The 22,501-nt window shown below is 45.6% G+C and carries 23 protein-coding genes; 12 read left to right on the forward strand and 11 right to left on the reverse strand.

Translation table 11 applies throughout. The features are described 5' to 3' along the window. The first annotated feature begins 263 nt into the window (after window positions 1-263). The 4 genes from ACR8BL_RS06505 (at window position 264) to ACR8BL_RS06520 (ending at window position 4,422) form a co-directional block, all read left to right on the forward strand. Window positions 264-1,085 carry a YitT family protein gene (locus ACR8BL_RS06505; protein ID WP_434751847.1) on the forward strand — a complete coding sequence of 274 codons (822 nt, stop codon included), beginning with the start codon at window positions 264-266 and terminating at the stop codon, window positions 1,083-1,085. A gap of 161 nt (window positions 1,086-1,246) precedes the next feature. Then, window positions 1,247-1,447 carry a hypothetical protein gene (locus tag ACR8BL_RS06510; RefSeq protein ID WP_434751848.1) on the forward strand — a complete coding sequence of 67 codons (201 nt, stop codon included), beginning with the start codon at window positions 1,247-1,249 and terminating at the stop codon, window positions 1,445-1,447. A gap of 159 nt (window positions 1,448-1,606) precedes the next feature. Beyond that, complete coding sequence (locus ACR8BL_RS06515; protein ID WP_434751849.1) at window positions 1,607-2,791, forward strand: putative glycoside hydrolase; 1,185 nt, start codon at window positions 1,607-1,609, stop codon at window positions 2,789-2,791. Between the two features lie 281 nt (window positions 2,792-3,072). Next, complete coding sequence (locus ACR8BL_RS06520) at window positions 3,073-4,422, forward strand: MATE family efflux transporter (protein ID WP_434751850.1); 1,350 nt, start codon at window positions 3,073-3,075, stop codon at window positions 4,420-4,422. A 118-nt stretch (window positions 4,423-4,540) separates the two neighbouring features. On the opposite strand, the gene pfkA is transcribed toward ACR8BL_RS06520, so the two are convergent. Next, window positions 4,541-5,512 carry a 6-phosphofructokinase gene (pfkA, locus tag ACR8BL_RS06525; RefSeq protein WP_434751851.1) on the reverse strand — a complete coding sequence of 324 codons (972 nt, stop codon included), beginning with the start codon at window positions 5,510-5,512 and terminating at the stop codon, window positions 4,541-4,543. A gap of 53 nt (window positions 5,513-5,565) precedes the next feature. Then, window positions 5,566-6,645 carry a tetraprenyl-beta-curcumene synthase family protein gene (locus tag ACR8BL_RS06530; protein WP_434751852.1) on the reverse strand — a complete coding sequence of 360 codons (1,080 nt, stop codon included), beginning with the start codon at window positions 6,643-6,645 and terminating at the stop codon, window positions 5,566-5,568. Window positions 6,646-6,826: 181 nt separating this feature from the next. Between ACR8BL_RS06530 and ACR8BL_RS06535 the strand changes: the two genes are divergently transcribed. Together ACR8BL_RS06535 and ACR8BL_RS06540 are read left to right on the forward strand one after the other, a co-directional pair. Beyond that, window positions 6,827-8,167 (forward strand): multi antimicrobial extrusion protein MatE, encoded by a 1,341-nt coding sequence (locus ACR8BL_RS06535; protein WP_434751853.1) that lies wholly within the window; start codon window positions 6,827-6,829, stop codon window positions 8,165-8,167. 71 nt (window positions 8,168-8,238) lie between these two features. After that, window positions 8,239-9,411 carry an MFS transporter gene (locus tag ACR8BL_RS06540; protein WP_434751854.1) on the forward strand — a complete coding sequence of 391 codons (1,173 nt, stop codon included), beginning with the start codon at window positions 8,239-8,241 and terminating at the stop codon, window positions 9,409-9,411. 105 nt (window positions 9,412-9,516) lie between these two features. Here the strand turns inward: ACR8BL_RS06540 and ACR8BL_RS06545 are convergent, their stop codons facing one another. After that, on the reverse strand, window positions 9,517-9,714 hold the full coding sequence (locus ACR8BL_RS06545) for a cold shock domain-containing protein (RefSeq protein WP_056700251.1): 198 nt from the start codon (window positions 9,712-9,714) through the stop codon (window positions 9,517-9,519). 163 nt (window positions 9,715-9,877) lie between these two features. On the opposite strand from ACR8BL_RS06545, the gene ACR8BL_RS06550 reads away from it, so the two are divergent. The 5 genes from ACR8BL_RS06550 to ACR8BL_RS06570 all read left to right on the forward strand — a co-directional run bounded on the left by ACR8BL_RS06550 (window position 9,878) and on the right by ACR8BL_RS06570 (window position 14,035). Beyond that, entirely contained in the window at window positions 9,878-10,111 is a 234-nt protein-coding gene (locus tag ACR8BL_RS06550) for a hypothetical protein (protein ID WP_434751855.1), read from the forward strand. A gap of 3 nt (window positions 10,112-10,114) precedes the next feature. Next, window positions 10,115-10,300 carry a hypothetical protein gene (locus ACR8BL_RS06555; protein WP_434751856.1) on the forward strand — a complete coding sequence of 62 codons (186 nt, stop codon included), beginning with the start codon at window positions 10,115-10,117 and terminating at the stop codon, window positions 10,298-10,300. Between the two features lie 267 nt (window positions 10,301-10,567). Further along, complete coding sequence (pepF, locus tag ACR8BL_RS06560) at window positions 10,568-12,358, forward strand: oligoendopeptidase F (RefSeq protein ID WP_434756613.1); 1,791 nt, start codon at window positions 10,568-10,570, stop codon at window positions 12,356-12,358. 134 nt (window positions 12,359-12,492) lie between these two features. Next, window positions 12,493-12,879, forward strand: coding sequence for a LapA family protein (locus tag ACR8BL_RS06565; protein WP_434751858.1), 387 nt, complete (start codon window positions 12,493-12,495; stop codon window positions 12,877-12,879). Between the two features lie 115 nt (window positions 12,880-12,994). Then, on the forward strand, window positions 12,995-14,035 hold the full coding sequence (locus ACR8BL_RS06570) for a M42 family metallopeptidase (RefSeq protein WP_434751859.1): 1,041 nt from the start codon (window positions 12,995-12,997) through the stop codon (window positions 14,033-14,035). Window positions 14,036-14,181: 146 nt separating this feature from the next. Here ACR8BL_RS06570 and ACR8BL_RS06575 read toward each other — a convergent pair whose 3' ends face one another. The 5 genes from ACR8BL_RS06575 to ACR8BL_RS06595 all read right to left on the reverse strand — a co-directional run bounded on the left by ACR8BL_RS06575 (window position 14,182) and on the right by ACR8BL_RS06595 (window position 18,723). Beyond that, window positions 14,182-15,117: a hypothetical protein gene (locus tag ACR8BL_RS06575; protein WP_434756614.1), complete on the reverse strand. Its 936-nt coding sequence runs from the start codon at window positions 15,115-15,117 to the stop codon at window positions 14,182-14,184. Window positions 15,118-15,153: 36 nt separating this feature from the next. Further along, window positions 15,154-15,297, reverse strand: coding sequence for a hypothetical protein (locus ACR8BL_RS06580; protein ID WP_434751861.1), 144 nt, complete (start codon window positions 15,295-15,297; stop codon window positions 15,154-15,156). An 8-nt stretch (window positions 15,298-15,305) separates the two neighbouring features. Beyond that, window positions 15,306-17,237: an ABC-F family ATP-binding cassette domain-containing protein gene (locus tag ACR8BL_RS06585; protein WP_434751862.1), complete on the reverse strand. Its 1,932-nt coding sequence runs from the start codon at window positions 17,235-17,237 to the stop codon at window positions 15,306-15,308. Between the two features lie 83 nt (window positions 17,238-17,320). Continuing rightward, on the reverse strand, window positions 17,321-17,899 hold the full coding sequence (locus ACR8BL_RS06590; protein WP_434751863.1) for a TetR/AcrR family transcriptional regulator: 579 nt from the start codon (window positions 17,897-17,899) through the stop codon (window positions 17,321-17,323). A 14-nt stretch (window positions 17,900-17,913) separates the two neighbouring features. Next, on the reverse strand, window positions 17,914-18,723 hold the full coding sequence (locus tag ACR8BL_RS06595; RefSeq protein ID WP_434751864.1) for a DUF92 domain-containing protein: 810 nt from the start codon (window positions 18,721-18,723) through the stop codon (window positions 17,914-17,916). Between the two features lie 229 nt (window positions 18,724-18,952). Between ACR8BL_RS06595 and ACR8BL_RS06600 the strand changes: the two genes are divergently transcribed. Further along, window positions 18,953-19,357 carry a hypothetical protein gene (locus ACR8BL_RS06600; RefSeq protein ID WP_434751865.1) on the forward strand — a complete coding sequence of 135 codons (405 nt, stop codon included), beginning with the start codon at window positions 18,953-18,955 and terminating at the stop codon, window positions 19,355-19,357. Between the two features lie 141 nt (window positions 19,358-19,498). On the opposite strand, the gene ACR8BL_RS06605 is transcribed toward ACR8BL_RS06600, so the two are convergent. The 3 genes from ACR8BL_RS06605 to ACR8BL_RS06615 form a co-directional block, all read right to left on the reverse strand. Beyond that, entirely contained in the window at window positions 19,499-20,131 is a 633-nt protein-coding gene (locus ACR8BL_RS06605; protein WP_434751866.1) for a fumarylacetoacetate hydrolase family protein, read from the reverse strand. A 63-nt stretch (window positions 20,132-20,194) separates the two neighbouring features. Next, window positions 20,195-20,947, reverse strand: a complete 753-nt coding sequence (locus ACR8BL_RS06610) for a glycerophosphodiester phosphodiesterase (protein WP_434751867.1) — start codon at window positions 20,945-20,947, stop codon at window positions 20,195-20,197. Between the two features lie 27 nt (window positions 20,948-20,974). After that, window positions 20,975-22,375: a CapA family protein gene (locus tag ACR8BL_RS06615; RefSeq protein ID WP_434751868.1), complete on the reverse strand. Its 1,401-nt coding sequence runs from the start codon at window positions 22,373-22,375 to the stop codon at window positions 20,975-20,977. Between the last annotated feature and the right edge of the window lie 126 nt (window positions 22,376-22,501).

Raw genomic sequence — 22,501 nt, forward strand, 5'->3', positions numbered from 1 at the left:
TCCACTTTGTTGTCTGTATTCTTAAGTAGCGTTAATATTTATAGGGTATCCCAACGGGACGAATTATTTTCATGAACGAACATAATTCCATGAATGGGTCCCCAAGATAAGACTAAAACTACAATCATGGGTTTGAAACATTTCAAATTTTAGCTATCGATTTGGGAAAAGTTTCCTACTCAAGAATATCCACAAATCATTATATCATAAAACTATTCAAGATTACCAGCAATCTGGTTTTAAATAAAAATGAGGTGATTAAATTGCCCAAAATAATTTGGCACTCTTTAGTGATCATTTTGGGTGCTGCGGCGATTGCTTGCGGCTTCAACTGGTTTCTGGTACCCCATCAGCTTCTCAGCGGTGGAGTATCCGGTATTTCCATGCTTTTAGGTTATTTTACGAATCTGAATCTTAGTATAATGTATTTTGTTCTTAACATTCCCCTGCTCATAGCAGGTTGGTTTATTCTTGGACGACGTTTCATTATATTGAGCATTGTGTCGGTAGCAGCCACCTCCTGGTTCATTGGACTGCTGCCTGTTTCTGCTGTCTCCTCCGATCCACTATTAAGCTGTGTGTTTGGCGGAGTGCTTGTTGGACTCGGCACAGGGGTTTCCTTCCGAGTTGGCGGATCTACAGGAGGTCTGGATATTGTAGGCTCTATATTCACAAGAAATCGTGATTTCCCAATCGGAACCGTCATGGCAGGTATGAACGGAGCTATCATTCTACTAGCCGGTTACCTGAACAATAACTGGAATAGCGCTCTTGCCTCCATGGTGTCGATCTATGTTACCGGTAAAGTGCTGGATCTCATTCATATCAGTCATATCAAAGTAACGTTGTACATCATCACGAACGAAACCGAAGCAATGTTAAAAAAACTGCTGAGCAGACCGCGCGGAGTTACAAAAATTAAAACGCAAGGGGCATACACGGACATTGAAAAGGATATGTTAATGACAGTGACGACCCGTTACGAATTGGTTGAGATCAAACGGATTATCAAAGAAACCGATCCGAAAGCTTTTGTTAACATTGTAGAAACGGTAGGTGTCATGGGCTCATTCCGCCGCAGCTAGACATACGCCCGTTAACAATTCATAAGTTTGTGGTATAATAATGGTGCACCGCTCTTAAATATGTTGTAAGCAGGTTCTAACCTTTACTTTTCACAAAGCCATATGCTTTCCCGATTCGCGCCGAATGACTTACCATTTTGGAATTCGAGTAGGAAAGGGTGATGATTGTGGATACGGAAACGGTAAAACTGTTTGAAATTGTCAACAAATGGTGCCCTGAAATGCTCCCTTTCTTGAAACCGAATGAACTCGACTCACTGATTGTTCTCCGGGATGGGCTGGGCATCCTGGAACAGGGAGATGCAATGGAAATCATTCAGTACAGTATTTGCGAGCATCAGAATGATGTATATATTCAATAATTTTTAGACCGTTTATGCCGCTTCTTGACGAGGTATCCCTCAGTCAGGAGGCGGTTTTCAATTTTTCCACATGTTTCATAAAAGGATGAATATGGTTAAAAGCACAAAGGCTTTGCTGTATAATACAATTATGGAATGTACATAAAGGGAGTGGAAAATATGAACATACTGTGGGCCTTGTTCGCATTGGCATTTGGAAGCTTTGGAGGTTCGTCCCCAGCGCAGGATCATGGCAACCATATGTCAGTACCCTCACTTAACAGCAGTTTAAACAGCGCTATCATTCAATCACAAAAGGATCAAGTCGTCATCGACGCTAACAGCCCTCCTGCCAAGGTAGACCCTCAACCCGATGCCCCTATTGTCAAAGGCATTTATGTCACCGCATACAGTGCAGGTGGTGCCCGAATGGCACAATTGCTGGAACTGACAGATCAAACCGAACTGAACGCTATGGTCATTGATGTCAAAGATGATCTCGGATATATTACCTACCCCACGAAAAACAAAACAGTGAACAAAATGGGCGAAGCAAAGTCCTTCATTCGGGATATCGATGCCTTGATGAAACGATTAGAAAAACATAAGGTGTATCCCATTGCACGTATCGTTGTATTCAAAGACACCATTCTTGCCAAAAAGAACCCCGAGCTTTCCTTCCGTAATCAAGACGGCTCTGTGTGGGCCAACGGCAAAGGAGACAGTTTCGTGAATCCCTACAGCAAGGAGGTCTGGGATTATAACATTGAAATTGCCAAAGAAGCTGCGAAGCTTGGTTTCAAGGAAATTCAGTTCGACTACGTTCGTTTTCCTGAAGGTTTCGAAACACGCGCAGATAAACTGAAGTACATCCAGACAGATCAATCCCGCGTAGATGTTGTCGCAGGATTTGTGCAATATGCACGCAAAGAACTTGCACCACTTGGCGTTCGAGTCTCGGTAGATATTTTTGGTTATGCAGCCTCGGTGCCGGCAGCCGAAGGAATTGGTCAGGATTTTGTGAAAATATCAGAAAATGTGGACGTCATCTCGCCCATGGTATACCCGAGTCATTATTCAACGGGCTGGTATGGTGTGAAGGACCCTGACAGAGACCCTTATACTACCATTAGAGGTTCTATGAAGGACACGCATAAGAAGCTGGATCCCACAAAAGAACTCAAACCGGTCATTCGTCCATGGATCCAAGACTTCACAGCAAGTTGGCTGGGCAGCGGACATTATATGAAGTACGGCAAGAAACAGGTAGAAGATCAGATCAGAGCGATGAAAGAAATGAATGTCGATGAATATTTGCTGTGGAATGCATCCAATCGCTACACGACCGGCGTGCAATACAAATAATACCGTGCACTTATAACCCCTTCTTCGTTTGAGCCATGTAACCGAAGATCAGATCACAAACTCCATAATTCCGAGCCTCATCCCGTTTATAACGGGAGCGAGGTTTTTTTATATTTTAATATTCTGGTTATCTTGATAATAAGTTACTATGTTGATGCTCAAGACTCTTTTCTCCTGCTTCATGCACTATTCAAATCCTTAAAAATCCTCTACAATAAATAGCTGTCTGATGTGACATCAGCATGATAACTTTACAGGATCGCGAGGCATTCTAAGTGAATATGAATACATCGAATTTTTCACAAAAAATCAAACAGTTCCTGATTATATTTTTACCTATCTTCACCACTCAGATCGCCTTATCGGCCATGTCGTTTTTTGATACCAATATGTCCGGAAAGTTCTCCCCCGCCGATCTCGCAGGAGTTGCCATAGGTACAAGCCTTTGGATGCCGGTACAAACGGGACTTAGCGGGATACTGATGGGCATAACACCTGTGGTCTCTCATCTGCTAGGCTCGCGGCGACACGATCAAATTGGACATAGCGTTATCCAGGCCCTTTACCTTGGCATCGCTGTAAGCTTGATTGTACTTGGTGCAGGTGCTCTTCTGCTGAGTCCCATCCTAAACGGAATGCCGCTGGAGCCACATGTTGCGAATGTAGCATTTTATTTTTTATGTGCGCTTGCCTTTGGCATCATGCCTCTGTTCGGGTACACGGTGCTGCGCAGTTTCATGGACGCACTTGGACAGACACGTGTCACCATGCTCATCACACTGGTTTCCTTGCCCGTCAATATTGTGCTGAACTATCTGCTCATCTTCGGGCGCTTTGGTTTCCCTCAATTGGGCGGTGTGGGCGCAGGCGTAGCCACGGCTTGTACCTATTGGCTTATTTTCCTGATCAGCCTGTTTTTTGCCCATCGCATGGAGCCTTTTGCCCAGTATCGTATATTCCGTCAATGGTCACGGATCTCTCTGAGTAAATGGAAGGAACTTTTGGCTATTGGTATTCCAATTGGATTCGCTACCTTTTTTGAAACGTCCATCTTCGCCGCAGTTACCTTGCTGATGAGCCGATTCGATACGGTCACCATAGCCGCGCATCAAGCGGCACTGAACTTCGCTTCCACGCTCTATATGTTGCCTGTGAGCATCTGTATGGCGCTCACCATCCTGGTAGGTTTCGAAAATGGTGCTGGACGACTGAAAGATGCCAAACAGTATAGCCTGCTTGGCATCGGGGGAGCAATCGGGCTCTCTTTGATTACAGCGATCATATTGGTGGTTTTTGGAGAGTCGATTGCAAGAATTTACTCTAATGAACAGGAAGTCATTACGCTAACCCAGCATTTCCTGATCTATGCAATCTTTTTCCAAATCTCGGATGCCATTGCAACACCAACACAAGGAGCGTTACGAGGGTACAAAGATGTCAATCCGGCATTGATGATTACCTTTGTCGCTTATTGGATTATCGGTTTGCCGGTTGGTTATTTTACAGCAACTTACACTTCGCTTGGAGCATTTGGATACTGGATTGGTCTTATTGCAGGACTTGCAGTGGGGGCCACTGCACTTCTATGGAGACTTTTCCGCGTACAAAAACAAGCTCCACTTCGCACATAAGGTAACCCCTTATATCCTAATACTTTTATTCGTAGAGGACAGTGTGAAAAACAAATAAATAAAAAAAGAGCACAGTCCGCATGATTCGGAGCTGTGCTCTTTTTTTTATTGAAATCGATTATTGAGACAAGCGCTGTGCAAGCTCATACGTTTCCATATCGAACTCTTTTTTGGTGTTTACTACTTTATCGATGTCGGTCAGAACGAGCTCACCTTTGACAAGTCCACAACCTTTATCCGTCTCGCCCGCAATCAAACTACGAACGGCGAAATCACCAAGACGGCTAGCGAGGTTGCGGTCAAATGGCGTTGGTGTACCACCGCGCTGGATGTGTCCAAGAACGGTAACACGCGGCTCATACGTTGGGCAGCGTTCCATCAGTTCCTTGGCAACGTCTTCGCCTTTACCTACACCTTCAGCCACAATGATGATACTGTGACGCTTGCCATGTGCAAAGTTAGCTTTCATACGCTCAGCAACTTCGTCCATGTCAAAGGGTACTTCTGGCACCAGGATGGTTTCTGCTCCCGAAGCAAGTCCGGCGTGCAGCGCAATATCTCCGCAGTGACGACCCATAACCTCAACGATGGAAGAACGTTCATGCGAAGACATCGTGTCACGCAATTTGTTCACCGCATCAACCACAACACTTACGGATGTATCAAATCCGATTGTGTAATCCGTGAATGAGATGTCATTATCAATCGTACCTGGCAAGCCCATCGTGTTAATACCTAGCTTGCTCAGTTTGTTCGCGCCATGATATGAACCGTCCCCGCCGATTACAATGAGACCGTCAATGCCGCGTGCACGTAAAATATCTGCCCCTTTTTGCTGCCCTTCAGCAGTATAAAACTCTTTACAACGTGCAGATTGCAGAACGGTTCCCCCGCGCTGAATAATATCTCCCACACTCCGCAGATCCATCGGGAAAATGTCATTGTTCAAAAGCCCTTGATATCCGCGTTGAACACCAAACACTTCCAATCCGTGAAATAGTCCGCTGCGAACAACCGCACGAACAGCCGCGTTCATCCCCTGTGAATCACCACCGCTCGTTAGCACTGCGATTTTCTTTACTGCTGTCATGATGTTTTTTCCTCCTCTAGTTTCACTTCAGGCTCCGCAACAATACACCTGACTTACATATGCTTTCGTATCCAGCGACTGAAAATGAAGAAAAACACGCGTGTAATCGGACTATTCTTCATCAGACGTTTGGACACAACGCGAACTTCCTGTTGTTCGCTGACTTTGGGATCAGACAGGTAGATGGCTATCAGTCCTTCAATAATCATTCGGTGAAAAGAACTTCCCGGAATCTTCTGCACATCACTGCGAGCCATCTCCACAATAAAAGCAATTCGGTCCAGCATCATCTCTACATTCTCGTAATAATTGCAGAAGTTGAGATCCCCACCGGCACGATCCTCATCCTGATCGATTAAATAATCGAGCATGATGTGTAATGCGCATACGTGCGGGAAATAGGCAGTGTGGATTGAAACCGCCTGCTCTTCGGTCAGCTGATCGTCGCTTGCAGCGAGGAACAGCATAAATACACCCAGAGTAGAGCCAGTAGCGGCGGCAAATTCGTTCCAGCGAAACTGAGGTGTGCGGTGGCGATGCTCCGACCACCATTCGAGCAAAGCCGTTTCTCTCAGTTCCGGTTTGATGTGCTTATATACCTGCAGGTCCGTGTATAGGCCTGCCAGATCCTGTATTTGGGGCTTGGCTGATGCATATCCGGGCAGCTGACGGGTCAACTCCTGACATGTGGTCACCAGATTCCGCAGGTATCCACCGTCATCCTGCTCCTCACGGAGTGCATAATAATTGACGGGTGTTGCCTCGGGATCTACCGCATCAAGCATGGATTGATGGAGCAAACGAAAATCATCTGCGTCCATCGAGGTGCTGCGATCACACAGATTGTCCAAATAATCACTTATGGTTTGATATGAAACGATCAAAGGAATGAGTATGTGTCTGTTAGGCATATCTGCCAAAGCATAGACGGTTCCACCTTCACAGTGAAATTGCTTATCCCTCAGACTGGCAAGTGCTTGCGTACGTAATTCCTCATCTGGAATCGTTTCAGCTTGAGCACGCCATCCATCCAATGCCTTACGCGTTTCCGGAATGGTGTATTTGTACACCCCTCTCATCAATGCCAGCGGTCCTCGCGGGTACTGATGACGTTTTCGATTTGATTGGCTCAAAATAAATGTGCCTCCACTTTGGTTGAATACGTATTAGAGCGATTTTTAACCATTCCTATTATAATATGAACCCCTTAATTGTACAAATGATCTGGCGCATAAACCGCGTAAAAATTCGCATCCCCACCCAAAGCTTTATGATATACTATGCATATTTCTATCCATCAAAGGAGTCGTTGACATGTCGTCAGATGAACCACTTTCGTGGAGACGGTTATTTTCTTTTTTTGTGCCGCTTGGCATCTCGGCCTCTCTTGTTACCATATCGCATGTAATTATTAACAGCACACTAGCACGTTCTGCTCATCCAGAGACTGTAATTGCAAGTTATGCCATTGCCGGAAGTTTGCTGACCCTCACGGAGCGCCCCTCCACTTTACTGCGCCAAACCTGTTCTGCGCTGGTTCGTGACCGCCTCTCTTTTCAGGCTCTTACGTTTGTAACCAAAATATTTCTGGCCTGCGTGTTACTGATTGGGTTTCTTATCGTATACTCCCCCTTAGGTACCGGGGTGTTCAAATATCTATTCGGCGTAAGCCCCGATCTGCTGGACAAAGTGATCGACGTTTACGAAATCCTGATGTATGTGAGTATTTTTTCTGTCATCCGTAATATCTATCAGGGCATTATCATCACGAACAACCGAACCAAATGGCTCACCATTGGCATGATATTTCGATTAGCAGGTATGTATGGATTATCTCTGTATTTCATCTACACAGACTCCATTAACAGTGGACGTGTAGGCGCTATCATATTTGCTGCAGGTATGATGATTGAAGCCCTTGTCAGCTACTTGGAGGGCAGAAGTATTATGCGAAAAATGCCAGCGAAGCTCGAAGAGCATCCTGTAGAAAGTAAGGGTGATGTGTATCGTTTCTACAAACCATTGCTTCTTTCCAGCTTTGTAGCTCTTTTTATAGGTCCCGTGATTAACATCGTGCTTGGCAAAACAACTGGAATCGCGCTGGCTATCTCTTCGTTTGCTGTAGCGAGCAGTCTGATGCAGCTCATGCTGAGCTTTTTCACCTATATTCATCAGATCGTGCTCAACTTCTATATGATTGATGCCAAGCTCGTTAGGAAATTTGCGCTCATTACAGGTTTTATTCCGTTCGCTATGACCGTCTCCATTGCATATACCCCTCTGGGACCATGGGTATTAGAAAATATTATGAGCGTTCAGGGACAGCTGCTTGAACAAAGTCTATGGACACTGCGCGCTTTTGTGCTCTTCCCACTGATTTCCCCATTTTTGGATTTCAGTAACGGCCTTATCCTGCTTCGCGGACAGACCAAAACGATGTTTCGTTCGCAGAGCGCCAATGCCATCTGCACCATCATAGTATTACTTATTCTGGTCAGCATCTTTCCCGCTTGGAATGGCATGATCGGGGCAGCCGCTCAATCCATCGGTTTGCTTGCAGAACTAGTTATAGTCTGGTTGGTAATCCGACGCACGCAAAAGGAACCAACGATGTCTGTACCGCCATCTCGCGGCTCTTCATCCATCAAAAGCTAATCGAATCTTTGAAACACGATAATCAAAATAAATGAAAAGCTGAATCGCATTCAAGAATGGAGTTTCTCGTCATGAAATTAAGCCACACTGCCCGGCCAGATCAGAACTGGCTTCGGGCACTAATGTTCACCATCTTTGGTTCTACCGCACTGGTGGTATCCTACTTCCAGCTTTACTTCAGTCACCTTGGCTTCAGTCCGGCCGAGATTGGTTACCTGTATGGCATCGGTCCGCTCATCTCTGTATTCTCCAATATGTTTTGGAGTATGGCGAGCGACAAATACAAGACGGTACGGAAAGTAATGATCCTATTGCTTGGCGGGCAATTAATCACTGGTGTCCTGCTGGCCAATGCATCGAGCTTTGGAGAAGTGTTTATACTCGTAACTTTATTTTACTTTTTCTATTATCCGGTCTACCCTCTTTCGGATACGATGGCCATTACAACGGCGAGCAAATACGGTCGTAACTTTACGTCCATTCGGGTTTTCGGCTCCATTGGATACGCTTTTTTCGCCCTTAGCATCGGTTATCTTTTGGGCTCCTTTGGTGCCGAATGGACGATGGGAATTTGCATCAGCCTTGCGGCTGTGACATTACTGATCAGCTTTCAACTACGTGATCAACCCTCCGGTGGCGGTAGCAAAATGGAATTATCGGGTCTGTGGGCTATCCTGAAGCGCAGAGAAGTTCTTATCTTTTTCGGGTGCGTGTTCCTGCTCGCTATGGGACATCGAATGAACGAAGCCTTTCTGACAATAACACTCAAAGATTTGGGTGCGAGTGAAGGATTGATTGGCTGGTCATTACTCATCTCTTCGGTGAGTGAAATCCCGATATTTTTGCTACTGAGCAAATATGGAAATAAGTATAAAGAACTCCCGCTCCTCACCTTGGCGGCCTTAATGTATACCATTCGATTACTGTTCATGTCTGTTTCTCATACACCTGCTGCCGTTGTTCTCATTCAGACCATGCACAGTGTTACCTTTGGTATCTTCTATGTCACTGCCGTTCGTTATATAACCCGACTGGTTCCAGATGATTTCCGCGCAACAGGCATGGCTCTCTTTACTATCGTCTGGTCGAGTGCATCTGGACTTTTTAGCGGAACCTTAGGCGGCTTGCTGCTTGAGCATACTGGACGACAGACATTTTATCTTACGGCAATGGCCTTTGCCCTGGCTGCTCTGGTTGGTTTTGGTATCCAATTATTGCGTACGTTAACCAATCGTTCATCATAAGTTTTGCAAAATCAAAAAAAGCACAGCCTCCAATTGGGGACTGTGCTTGTGTTTGTTATGTTCAGCTATAATAGATTTATAAGAAGTCCGGTAAACGGAAGAATCTTACAATTTAGTTACGTTAGCTGCTTGAGGACCACGGTTTCCATCAGTGATTTCAAATTCTACCGCTTGACCTTCTTCCAATGTTTTAAAGCCGTCGCCTTGGATTGCGGAGAAATGTACGAATACGTCCTCGCCGCCTTCAACTGAAATAAAGCCATAGCCTTTTTCTGCGTTAAACCATTTAACTGTACCTTTCAAATGAACAACCTCCTAAAAATATCGCCATCTATGGCGAATACCCTCATTATACTGTATGGGCTTCCAATTTGCAATTTTTCTTTTCCATAAATGATGAAAAAATTTGCTTTGCATCGTAGGGTACGGTATCATTTTACCAAAACCGTTAGTTTGGAGACTACCTATGATAAAAAAACACGAAATATACAAAACAGACAAGTGGAATATGATGACTGTAGAAGTCCAAGGCAAATATCTCGTTCTACGGGAAATTTCCGAAGAGTGGGGCGAAGAATGCCATACCTTCCTCAGCCGTCCGGCATTGATGCATTGGGCTGAGCGTCGTTTTCCGAAGGAGGATTTCGAAAATCGCGAAGATGAATGGCGTGCGCTAATGGCAGCCTTCAAGGGAGTTTAATCGATGCAGCTGGATTCAGGCAATGTCGTTATCTTTATCATCCTTGCCTTTGTACTCGGGTTTGCTCTGATCCTGGGACGTAATTCCGTCCCGGATCGTCTAAGAAGAGGAATGGCGCTAATCGCTACGTTGCTCGTTTGCTTTGCCTTTTTCCTCATCGTATATTACCTCGTTAACATGGGAGCCTGATTCAAGATACTCAATGTGATTACACCCGGTTCAAGGCGCTCAAATATTTCAGCTGTGCCCAGGTCATACTATACGAAGTTATTTGGATTTAATTTTTCTAAGTTATTCGTATGGTAAGGAGGAAGGCTGTTGAAATATCAGAAATCGTTATCTGTTCTTCTGGCTCTTAGTCTGATTCCTTCATCTCCTGACGCATATGCACAGGAGACGAAGGCGGCTATGCCGATATTTTCAGCACATAAAGCACATAATCAAAGGAGGATTCCCATGAGTAAACTATTGAAACGTTCCGAAGTACCAGCCGAGCATACTTGGAAACTGGAAGATTTATTTGCCGATCAGAAGGCTTGGGATCAGGAATATGAAGAAGTATCTTCTATGATGAAAAAAGCCTCCGAATTCCAAGGCAAATTAAATCAGCCGGACGTCCTTAAAGCCAGCTTTGAATTCGAAGACGAAATCGGGCTCAAGCTTGAACGGCTTTTCGTATATGCTCGCATGCATCAAGATGAAGACACAGCTAACCCTACATATCAAAACCTCTCCCAAAAAGCTCAGAAACTCGGTGTACGGGTAGGAGAAGCACTTTCTTTTGTTACACCTGAGATTCTTTCTTTGCCAGATTCGGAACTTGACGCTCTTATTAAAAATGAACAACTATCTGCTTACTCCTTCACTCTGGAAGAGATGAAACGGGAAAAGGCCCATGTATTAAGTCAGGCTGAAGAAGCACTGCTTGCACAGGTCGGTAACCTGTCTCAGGCTCCCCAAACCATTTTCAGCATGTTGAACAATGCAGATCTTAAGTTTCCACGTATTAAGGATGAGAATGGCAAAGAAGTTGAATTGACTCACGGCAGCTACATTCAATTTCTGGAAAATCCAAACCGTGAAGTTCGGGAACGTGCTTTCAAAGCGGTATATGAGACCTACGCAAAGCAGAAAAATACTATTGCCGCAGCGTTAAATGCCAATGTGACCAAAAATATGTTTTATGCCAACGTACGCAAATATCCTTCTGTAATGGAAATGAATCTGTATGGTGACAATATCCCAACGGATGTGTATACCAACTTGGTGGACACGATCCATGAAAGTCTTCCGCTCTTGCACCGTTATATGGATCTGCGTAAAAAGCTGCTTGGTGTAGACCAGCTGCATATGTATGATCTGTTCGCTCCACTTGTGGATGAATACAAAATGGGCATTACCTATGAGGAAGCTAAAAAGACTGTGAAGGAAGGTCTGGCGCCGCTTGGCAAAGAATATGCAGACGCTCTTCAGTCCGGATATGACAACCGATGGATTGATGTTTACGAAAATGAAAACAAACGCTCTGGCGCATATGCCTGGGGAGCTTACGGTACTCACCCGTATGTACTGCTTAATCATAAGGACAATCTGAACAGTATGTTCACATTGGCGCATGAGATGGGTCATGCCCTGCACTCGCATTATTCCGACACAACCCTTTCGTATCGTGATGCGCAGTATACCATTTTCCTGGCAGAAGTAGCTTCAACCACAAACGAAGCACTTCTCATGGATTATATGCTGAACAAATCCACCGATCCGAAGGAAAAACTGTATTTGCTTACCTATTATGCAGATCAGTTCAGAACGACTGTATTCCGTCAGACCATGTTCGCTGAGTTCGAGAAAATTATTCATGAACGTGCAGAACAGGGCGAAGCACTTACACCACAGCTTCTATCCGAAATTTACTATGATCTGAATGTACAATATCATGGTAAAGATATGGTCGTTGACAAAGATATCGAGATGGAATGGGCACGTATTCCCCACTTCTATAACAGCTTCTATGTTTATAAATATGCTACCGGATTCTCGGCAGCCACCAGCTTCTCCAAGCAAATCCTGGAAGAAGGTCAACCTGCAGTGGAACGTTATCTCGGTTTCCTGAAGAGTGGCGGCAGCGACTACTCCATCAATATTTTGAAAAAAGCAGGTGTCGATATGTCGTCGCCACAGCCTATTCGTGAAGCGATGAGTGTATTCAAGGAATTGATCGAGCAGATGGAACAGTTGACCAAATAAGGGGGTACATCCCTGTAATCTATATCCCTTGCCCCAGGCGGGCAAGGGATTTTATAATCAAGCAAGATGCAGTCTGCTTGAAAAAGGGTAATGCAGTTTAGTTCACAATTGGTCAACAACAAGGAGGCAACATCATGAAAATGCAATGGGCGCTTATAGCGGGTCTTGTTTTTGCCCTGCTTACAGGTATTTTCGCAGTCATTAATGTAGATTCTGTTCAAGTTAATCTTCTGTTTAACACCGTTCGGATTCCGTTAATTTTGCTTATTTTGGGCTGTACACTAATTGGCGGTATTATTGTAGGTTCATACGGAATATACCGCCAGTATCGTCTTCAACGGGAGAACAAACGTCTTCATCTGCGTGTGGCTGAACTGGAAGCTTCTGCAGTCAGCGAGGCTGTACCTGTTTCGTATGATAACTTGAATTCCACAGGTTCAAACGAACCTGAACATGACAGCCAGTTACACAATGACTCCATCCAGAGTCAACACAAAGGAAATAATCCAGGTACGTTGTAGAAATAAGAGACAGCCTGCCGGCGGAACTGGAATGCACATCATTCTTCGCCAGACAGGCTGTATTCTGTTTGGTTCTATTGAATCAACGCCTGCATGATTAAGGAGGAATATAACGATGAGTTTTACCATTAATGAATCATACGTTTTATCTTTTTTAAAAAAGTTACTTGATACACCAAGTCCCAGCGGATACACTCATCACATTATAGAGATGATCCACAAGGAAGCCCAATCTCTCAATATCTCCTGTGAACTGAATAACAAAGGTGGGGCTATGCTTACGTTACCTGGTGAAGATCCTTCCAGAACCATTGCTCTAAGTGCGCATGTAGATACGCTTGGTGCAATGGTTCGGTCTATCACCCCTTATGGCACGTTGAAATTGACCTCCGTAGGCGGTTTTACGATGCATAGTATCGAGAACGAGTATTGTTCCATTCACACAAGGGATGGCAAGGTTTACACCGGAACCATTCTTTCTCTGCATCCATCCGTACACGTATATCCTGATGCCCGTACGTTTGAGCGCTCGGAAAATCATATGGAAGTCCGCATCGATGAAGTTGTATCATCCAAAGAAGATGTCTTAAAGCTAGGCGTTGGTGTAGGCGACTTTATATCCTTTGATGCGCGTGCTGTCATTACACCAAGCGGTTATATCAAATCTCGCCATCTGGATGATAAAGCCAGCGTTGCCGCCCTGTTCGGCATCCTTGAATCTGCACATCGTGAAGGCTGGAAACCCGTACATAATGTTTCCTTATTGATCTCAAACTATGAAGAAGTGGGACACGGTGCTGCTTATATCCCGCCAGAAATTAGCGAAATGATCGCTGTTGATATGGGCGCGATGGGTGATGATCTGAGTTGTAAAGAAACCGATGTATCTATATGTGCAAAGGACTCTTCCGGTCCTTATGACTATGATATGACAAGCCGTCTTATTCAACTTGCTCAACAGGATGGCATGGATTATGTGGTAGACATTTATCCCCAATATGGTTCAGACGGAAGTGCTGCTCTACGTGGCGGTAACAACATTCGTGCAGCCTTAATCGGCCCTGGAGTCCACGCTTCGCACTCCATGGAACGCACTCATAAAAACGCGGTGATAAATACAGCACGACTACTTGCCGCATACATTACTACCAAGTAGGAAGAAGTAACTTTCCTCTGTTTTTTTAGTTCACATAATCCGCCTCAAATGACACAAGGACACCTCTTCTCCGCACATGACCAGCATGCATGGAGGGGAGGCGTCCTTTATTTGGAACTAGCTGCAATGTTTAACACGACCATAAGTCAGGCCTGCTCAACATATTCGTGATATTGACGTTCCTTAAACTGGAGCTGTGCTTCGTGATCCTTAATTTCACCCTGTAATACCTGTATTGTCTGGCGCACCATATTAAATCCATGTCTGACCTGTTTTTCGGCGCTACGAATTTTGTCCTGAACCATCCAATCCACAAAGAAATTATCAAAGAAATAGTCTGCAAAAGATAACAAACCTCCCAGATTCAAATCAGCACGGACTGCCATCTCTACATCTTCTAACTCCTTCTGAAAACGCCGCAGGCGTTTGCTCGCATCTATAATAGCTACTTGCGCATCATCCATACGGCTACGCTTGATATGCGTGGAGAGCACACCTCCACCCATCATGTCATAGATGCCCCAATTCCCCGCTGATTCCAGGGCTTTCTCGGCACGTTCAAGCGCATATACCAGATACTCACCTTCTCTGAGAGCCTCATTAAGTTCCTGTAGCTCACTCGCCAGATGTTCCCGTTCTTCGGCTAGATGTTGCAGTTCTTCATCCTGTTTGAGTAAGCGGTCCTCTTTCTTGCCCCACAATATCTGATAGTCACTCTCCCAGTACTGATATTGCTGTTGTCTCTGGATTTCTTGCTCAACTTGTAAACGCTGTTCTTGTACATCCTGTAACATCCGACATGCCGTATCATATGCCGCCTTGCTCTCAAGCAATTCCAACTCTTCTCTCTCCAGCCGTTCAGTCTTCTTGCCGATCAGATCATAGAAAAAAGAGGCCAAGCTCGTACCATTCAGTCGATCAACATCTCTCTGTTCCTTCTGAAGCACTGACGTGCAATGCTCCACCTTCGTTTGCCATTGTTCCTCCTCAGCTTGGAGTTTATGGAGACGTTTCGTCCATTTCTCATAGATTCTGCCTTTTTCCTTAAGTACGGCGAGCTGTTCATTAATTTCTGTGTTCATCAATATAGTGTTCGCTCCCTTCTATGGAATTGTTTACTAATACAACGCGATAAACAGCACTTCCGTTTCATATTTATTACCCATGTTTAATACGTTTTCCATATTTCTATAAAAAATGCCCTCTTCAAAGCGGCATTCAGCCAACTTACGAAGAAAGGCAATGATCTGTTTTGCATGCATGATGCAGATTAGGATTTGCTCTGCTGAATCTGCTCCGCGAGCTGGTTCAGTACAGTCCAGCGCTCCATCAATTCATCCAGATGACGCTCTGCCTCGGCCTGCTCCGCCATTAACTCCTGCAGACGAGCTGAATCGCTGAAGGATTCTTCCATCTCCTTGTTAATCCGGGCCAGATTCGCTTCGGCCTTCTCGATGTTTTCATCGATCTCATCATATTCACGCTGTTCTTTGAAACTGAATTTCAGTTTAGGTTTTGCCTGCGTTGCAGCGGAAGTCTCTGAACTTTTCTCGATTACCTGTTTCCTGGCTGCTCCAGCACTGCTTTCCTGATTTCCAGGAGCATTTTTCAGCATCCATTCCGCATATTCACTGTAATCACCAACATGCACACGTACCGCTCCATTCCCCTCAAACGACAGCACTTTATCCACTGTACGATCAAGGAAATAGCGATCATGGGATACAACAAACACAACACCCGGAAACTCATCCAGGTAGTCTTCAAGCACAGCAAGTGTTTGAATATCCAAGTCATTGGTCGGCTCATCCAGTAACAGCACATTCGGAGCTGCCATCAAAATGCGAAGCAGATACAAACGGCGTTTCTCTCCGCCAGACAACCGGGCAATCGGTGTCCATTGAGCTGTCGGGTTAAACAAAAAACGTTCGAGCATCTGGGATGCGGTAATCAGTGAACCGTCTGCTGTTTTCACATTTTCGGCCACTTCCTTGATGTATTCGATGACTCGTAGCGTTTCATCCATTTCCTGATGCTCTTGTGTAAAGTAGCCCAGATTCACGGTTGGTCCCAGAACAACCTCTCCAGCGCCCGGCTGTAATCTACCTGAAATCATCTGCAGCAAGGTCGATTTACCACTACCGTTAGGACCCACAATACCTACCCGGTCTCCAGGGACAGCAATGTAGTTAAGATCTTCAATCAACTTGCGACCATCAACTGATTTGGAGAGATGTTCAATCTCCAATATCTTTTTACCTAAACGTGTAGAGCCAACAGACACCTCCAGAGAGCCGGAACGTTGAACTCCCTGCTGATCCTTGAGTTGTTCAAAGCGATCAATTCTTGCTTTTTGTTTCGTCGTGCGTGCTTTTGCTCCCCGGCGAATCCAGGCCAGCTCGGTTCGCAGCAGATTTTTTCGCTTTTGCTCCGTGGCCGACTCCCGCTCTTCCCGTTCAGCTTTCAATTCCAGAAACCGCGTATAATTTGCCTCATAACGGAATAAACGTCCATGATCCAGCTCCAGCATGACATTCGCTACACGATCCAGGAAGTACCGGTCATGCGTAATCATTAGCAGCGCGCCGCGGCGCTTCTGCAAATACTGTTCCAGCCAAACAACGGAATCATTATCAATATGGTTCGTCGGCTCATCCAGAATAAGCAGTTCACAAGGGTGAATTAACGCCGAAGCAAGGGCAACCCTTTTTCGCTGTCCGCCCGACAATGCGCCCATAAGCGCATCGAATTGCTGTATGCCGAGCTTGGACAGAATGCTCTTTGCTTCACTCTCCATCTGCCAAAGCTGGAGCTGCTCCATCTGTTGATTCAGACGCATCAGACGTTCATTCAGGGCAGTATCCGATGGATTTAGTTCAAGCAATTCCATCGTTTCTGTGTACTCGCGCACCGTTCTCATTTCAGCACTATCACCTTCGAACACCTGCTGTAAAACCGTATTGTTCGGATTAAATTCCGGATTCTGCGCCAGAAACTGCACTCGCACGTCATTACCGATGGAGATCAGTCCCTCATCCGCTGGCTCCAGACCTGCAATGACCCGCAAAAACGTGGATTTCCCCGTACCATTCACACCAACAACGCCGATTTTATCCTGATCCGCCATACCAAATGAAGCATCTTTGAACAGAACTTTCTCGCCATAACTTTTTGCAATTTGTTCTACCGTCATTATATTCATTGCCCGTTACCCACACTTCTCTATAATTTGAAATGCTTTATTTCTATAAAGCTAACCTTTACTACGCAATCGACCAAAGCAGCTTATACTCGCAGAAAGGAACGACAACCGTCTAAAAACAATGCAGCCGCAAAAGCGATTCGTTTGTTCAGATCTTGCTCATTAAATTCGGGATTCAGCATGATATCCATCTTCAATCGATCCAAAATGCCGATATAGGCTTCAGCCAGCAGCACAGGCTCAGGCACACCAGCACTCTCAAGAACCTTACATACCATACTCATATATTCGTTCATAAATGCTTTCATAAATTTCATCAAATCCGGATCATTATTCGGTGCCATAAAAAATAACTTGGTATGATTGCGACGTTCATAATAATACGTCAGATGTGTCTTTGCTATGGCGCCGAGTTTGTCACCCGTATTCTCATATGCTTGCAGTGCATAATCCAAACGGCTGATAAAGCTGTCACAATCCCGTTTGGATACAGCGACAAACAATTGTTCCTTGCTTTTAAAGTATAAATAAATCGTGCCTTTGGCAATGCCTGCCTCATCGGCAATATCGGACATCTTGGTTTCATAGAACCCCTTCGACCCAAAAATACCGTAGGCCGCATCCAAAATAGCTTCCGATTTATCTCCCTGCACCGTATTCAAGATGCATTCCCTCCCTATAACGCCAAAATACTACCTAACCCTATGGCTACACATGCGCCTATCACCGAACTTAGTACGTTGACCAGATCATTACTCATCCATGACCAGCCCCCAGCACGTACCGTTGGTTGACCACAGTGCTCATGAACTTCAACCTCACGGCCGCATACCGCACAGCGATACATCTTTTGTAGCGTTGCACCCAGATAGGAATCCGCGAACGCTCCCGCCAACCCACCGATCAGTCCAACTAATGTCCAGTTAAGCCATCCTGTTTGATCTATACTACTAATCGATGCAAAAACAAAAGCTCCTGCACCAATAACAGCCCCGCCCAAAGCCGCAGCGAAACTACCCAATAATGAAACTCCACCCGAAGCCCCCGCTGTTAACACCTTCCAGGTGAGTACAGAACGAGGCGGCTTGCGGCTGAGACTTCCGATTTCCGTTGCCCATGTGTCCGAAGTGACCGTCGCCATGACCCCGATAAAAGCATACATCCACGCCGGATGTGGAATGAACCAGTTTGCCAGACATAACAGCATGCCTATCCCGCCATTAGCCATCACTTGCCCGACATCCCGATTGCCCGTCTTGGCATAAGACTTCTCCATCTCCCGCTTTCGGTCTTTACGAAATCTCGAAAGAAGCGTAGACGTGATGAAAAATAATAGCAGTGTGCCGAACCAGAACAGATTGCCTGCCCCGTAATATATCGTTCCCATCAGGATTGCTGCAAGGCATCCAGACAGGGTTAGCGATTTTTTTGCATAGGCAGCCCCTGCTACCAGAGAAGCGCATACAGCACCAATCATCCAATCCATAAACTCTCCTCCATGTGATCACTATACCGTCCACATGACGTTTATTTATTTTTGAAAGTTAATTATACCACGGTTTAAGACCAATGCCGAAACCGAACATGCAGCTAAACAAAACCTTATTTAATTTTAAGTTTTGCTTCAGGTTCCTGAGGTACAATACATTCAGATCAAACAACGAGAACAGCTGCGATTCATTTCGTACACAACGATAGAAACGAGGAGCACGACTATGAATATGAAAAGAGTTTTCATACTAGGTACGATGATTGTTACGATGTCTTTCGCCGGATCTGCATGGAGCAAATCTACGATTTCTCCCATTCCTGAACCGAAATGGTCTATTGTTGACCTGGATAACAGCAGTGAGAAAGATGACGATGAACTGCTCAGTGCGCTGAACCAGGCTTCCGAAGAGGAACTGGCAGAGAGGCTGTATGAAGGACACTCACTGCGAACGATTGCAGAGAGTAGCGGCGGTAATTATGCCAAAGCCATCGCCATTCAGATCAAACAGCTTCAGACTCAGCTGGATGAGCGCCTTGCCAGCGGAAGTATCAGCTCCCGGCAACACGCGCTTCAATCCACGGAAGTTGCAGAGCTGATCACAGCGAGTGCCAACAGAGCATATATCTAGTTCATCTTTCGCTTCGATCTAAAATGATTCAAGGCAGCGCAACGCAAAAAGGAGCGCAATTACGCACGCCCCCCGCTACCACAAATCTATGTTGATTTGTGCTGTATTGCCATACATCTTGCGGATCACTTTGTTGATCGTTTAGTCCGCTGCCTTGATTGTACATGCCCCCATGGGTTCACCGTCCCATACCAGTTCAAGCACATCTCCTGCCTGTGCAGCACCTACACCCTCTGGTGTTCCCGTGAAAATAATATCTCCCGGCCCCAGGCCATAATGATGACCTACATAATCCACAATATCCTGCAGGCTAAAGATCATGTTACCGATATTACCACGCTGAACCTGAACCCCGTTCTTGGTCAAAGTAAAATCCTTCTCGAGCAGTGCAGCCGCTCCAGGGAATGTCTGGAACGCCGTGATCGGTGCGGAGTTTTTGAAGCCTTTCGCAGCCATCCACGGGTGTCCCTTTTTCTTGATTACCGTCTGCACGTCACGGAGGGTAAAATCAATCCCAAACGCATAGGCATCGACCAGTTCATCGACACGCACTCCGCGCTTGTAATCCTGACCAATACGAATGATCAATTCAGCCTCATAGTGAACTTCGCCTTTCTCGAATGGCAGATCAAGTAGTTCTCCATTCAGAGGCACAACAGCATGGGAAGGTTTCATAAAAATCATCGGTTCATCCGGAACCGCATTCCCGAGTTCCTCGGCATGAAGTTTATAGTTTCGTCCTACACAATACACATTGCGAATATCAGTCAACATAGAGTCGTAACCACCTTTGCTGGATTCAATGCTTCGTTTGTTAGTTCAACTACGGTACGATAACTAAGGTCTAAAAAACCGGCTGCTCGTCTCCTGAAACGTGTCTTCCCAAACATCAGGGCGATTCGTACATATCATGACGTCTGGATCGATAGCAGCCAGCTTTTTCATACTTGCCTTGTCATCTACTGTCCATGCCATCACCCGAATGCCTGCTGCGTGCATCTGGTTCATCAACGCTTTATCCACATTGGTATGTCCGAGTGAGAGGAACGTGCAGTGCATTTGTTTCAACGCTGTAAGCAAATCCCCTGGTTTGGCGTCAATGATGAGACCCGTTTCTAATTCCGGCGCAAGCTTTTTCACTTCAACCAATGCGGCAGGTTCGAAAGAAGTGATAACGACATCATGTTGCATATGTCTTTTTCTAATTTCATGAATTACGGCAGCGGGCAGGCCGGGATACATGTCCCCCTGTGTCTTCAGTTCAATATTTAAACGAACTTTGCCGCATGAACGATCCAGAAGTTCACTCAGGGAAGGAATGCGCTCGCCTGTGTAGTTTTTGCCTTTCCATGATCCTGCATCCAGTTGTTTCAACGCCGACCAATCCATATCCTTCACTCGACCCTTGCGATTCGTCGTACGCTCCAATGTGAAATCGTGGATCACTACAGGTATGCCGTCGCGGGATAACTGTACATCCAGTTCCATCCATTGAACTTCCGGTCTTTCCATCGCCATATTAAAAGCGGCCATCGTGTTCTCCGGTGCAATGGAAGAAAACCCACGATGCGCCACACACAGATTGTTCATGATCATCTCTCCTCAGCAGTATGCTCCTTAGTTAGGCATAACAGCTCCATCCGCATTAACCCTAATACCCGGTGACATCTTAGCCATCTGTTCCAGCAGAAGCCGGTTTGCATCATCAAGCATTGGCACAGCCTGCCCAAGAGCAGCTTCATACGGGATCACTTTCATGCTGCATACAGCATCACGGCTGCAACGTGCCTGAAAGACAGCTGTTTTCCATGTTTCTTCGTTCGTTGATCTCGTAAAAATAAAATTCCCCGTACTATATGCAATCCACTTGCCTTTGTAGTACTCAAGCCCTTGCAAAACATGAGGATGACCACCGATAATCAAATCAGCACCAGCATCTACAAAGTCATGCGCAAGCCTCGTTTGATCCGCATTCGGGGTACTCACACGTTCCTCTCCCCAATGGGCTACCACGATAACCAGATCCGCTTTCTTACGCGCCGACTGGATCGCTGCGACTGCTCTTGTAGAGTCATACGCTTCCGCCACACCAGCTCGATTCCCGTCTGCTTTCCAGCTGGCTACGGGAACAACCCGACTGAAACCAAGCAAGGCAATCTTCATGCCCTTACGTTCGAAATAGGTAGGCTCGTAAGCCTCCGTGCCATTCATGCCCGCGCCAGCATGCGCAATACCGTAATCATTAAGATAAGTCAATGTATCCACTAAACCTTCCACACCTTGATCCAAGATGTGGTTGTTCGCCAGATTAACTGCGTCAAATCCTGCTGCAGCCATCGCTTGCAAAGCTTTAGGCGAAGATTTATACACATATGTTTTGTCTGCAGCACCTGTGCCACCATGGGTCACCGGAGTCTCTAGATTACCGATGGTTAAATCGTCATCCTTAAACATTGTGCCAAGCTTTGCAAATGGATAGTTATATCCATTCTTCTCCAGCAGTTCTGCAACTTTTCCGGAAAATTGAATATCCCCGACAAAATGAATGGTGACATCCTTGGATGCATCAGAGGTAGAAGGATTTCCTTTGTTTCCATCCGTTTTACCCGAAGTTCCTTTTCCAGTACTTGAAGGCCTCGTTCCAGTTGCGGGCTTCTCAGTGCCTGCCTCCGATGTTTTACCCGTGCCCGATTCAGAGCTGTCTCCAGTTTTGCCCGGCTCTGCCTCTGGCTTCTCATCAACCGCGGCAGAATTTTCATCCGGTGTATCAACGGGTTCAGTATCTGACTGATGCAGTGCACCTCCACCCTTGTCTTCCGTTTCGGAAGGAGGATCCTGCTTCAAGACCTCTGAATTCACAGGCTGGGACGGTTGCTCTTCACGTGTGTTCAGCATGTAATATAAACCGATAAGACCAATCGCTGCAATTAAGATTACATTTACGATCCTGATTTTTGTTTTACGGCTTCGTCTTACTTTTTTCTTTTCTGAGCTTTTCTGTGATCTTGGGGGATACATAAGCAACTCCTCTTCTTAACAAAAGATCCATATGCATACCATTATATCAAGCATATTCTGGATGTACATCCCATAAAAGAAGCCGCCCCTTCTGTAGATGCTGCTACATTGGAGGCGGCAGATATA

Origin of the sequence: Paenibacillus amylolyticus (assembly GCF_051136285.1) — a bacterium.
Classification (GTDB): Bacteria; Bacillota; Bacilli; order Paenibacillales; family Paenibacillaceae; genus Paenibacillus; species Paenibacillus amylolyticus_F.

Excerpts from the sequence above, each read along its gene's own strand:
- ACR8BL_RS06610 (WP_434751867.1), bottom strand. The coding sequence starts at position 20,947 with ATGAACAATCTGTGTGTGGCGCATCGTGGGTTTTCTTCCATTGCACCG.
- ACR8BL_RS06535 (WP_434751853.1), top strand. The coding sequence starts at position 6,827 with ATGTCGTCAGATGAACCACTTTCGTGGAGACGGTTATTTTCTTTTTTT.
- ACR8BL_RS06575 (WP_434756614.1), bottom strand. The coding sequence starts at position 15,117 with ATGAACACAGAAATTAATGAACAGCTCGCCGTACTTAAGGAAAAAGGC.
- ACR8BL_RS06615 (WP_434751868.1), bottom strand. The coding sequence starts at position 22,375 with ATGTATCCCCCAAGATCACAGAAAAGCTCAGAAAAGAAAAAAGTAAGA.
- ACR8BL_RS06600 (WP_434751865.1), top strand. The coding sequence starts at position 18,953 with ATGAATATGAAAAGAGTTTTCATACTAGGTACGATGATTGTTACGATG.
- ACR8BL_RS06520 (WP_434751850.1), top strand. The coding sequence starts at position 3,073 with ATGAATACATCGAATTTTTCACAAAAAATCAAACAGTTCCTGATTATA.
- ACR8BL_RS06510 (WP_434751848.1), top strand. The coding sequence starts at position 1,247 with ATGATTGTGGATACGGAAACGGTAAAACTGTTTGAAATTGTCAACAAA.
- ACR8BL_RS06595 (WP_434751864.1), bottom strand. The coding sequence starts at position 18,723 with ATGGATTGGATGATTGGTGCTGTATGCGCTTCTCTGGTAGCAGGGGCT.
- pfkA (WP_434751851.1), bottom strand. The coding sequence starts at position 5,512 with ATGACAGCAGTAAAGAAAATCGCAGTGCTAACGAGCGGTGGTGATTCA.
- ACR8BL_RS06555 (WP_434751856.1), top strand. The coding sequence starts at position 10,115 with ATGCAGCTGGATTCAGGCAATGTCGTTATCTTTATCATCCTTGCCTTT.
- pepF (WP_434756613.1), top strand. The coding sequence starts at position 10,568 with ATGAGTAAACTATTGAAACGTTCCGAAGTACCAGCCGAGCATACTTGG.
- ACR8BL_RS06605 (WP_434751866.1), bottom strand. The coding sequence starts at position 20,131 with ATGTTGACTGATATTCGCAATGTGTATTGTGTAGGACGAAACTATAAA.
- ACR8BL_RS06580 (WP_434751861.1), bottom strand. The coding sequence starts at position 15,297 with ATGCATGCAAAACAGATCATTGCCTTTCTTCGTAAGTTGGCTGAATGC.
- ACR8BL_RS06515 (WP_434751849.1), top strand. The coding sequence starts at position 1,607 with ATGAACATACTGTGGGCCTTGTTCGCATTGGCATTTGGAAGCTTTGGA.
- ACR8BL_RS06585 (WP_434751862.1), bottom strand. The coding sequence starts at position 17,237 with ATGAATATAATGACGGTAGAACAAATTGCAAAAAGTTATGGCGAGAAA.
- ACR8BL_RS06570 (WP_434751859.1), top strand. The coding sequence starts at position 12,995 with ATGAGTTTTACCATTAATGAATCATACGTTTTATCTTTTTTAAAAAAG.
- ACR8BL_RS06550 (WP_434751855.1), top strand. The coding sequence starts at position 9,878 with ATGATAAAAAAACACGAAATATACAAAACAGACAAGTGGAATATGATG.
- ACR8BL_RS06565 (WP_434751858.1), top strand. The coding sequence starts at position 12,493 with ATGAAAATGCAATGGGCGCTTATAGCGGGTCTTGTTTTTGCCCTGCTT.
- ACR8BL_RS06540 (WP_434751854.1), top strand. The coding sequence starts at position 8,239 with ATGAAATTAAGCCACACTGCCCGGCCAGATCAGAACTGGCTTCGGGCA.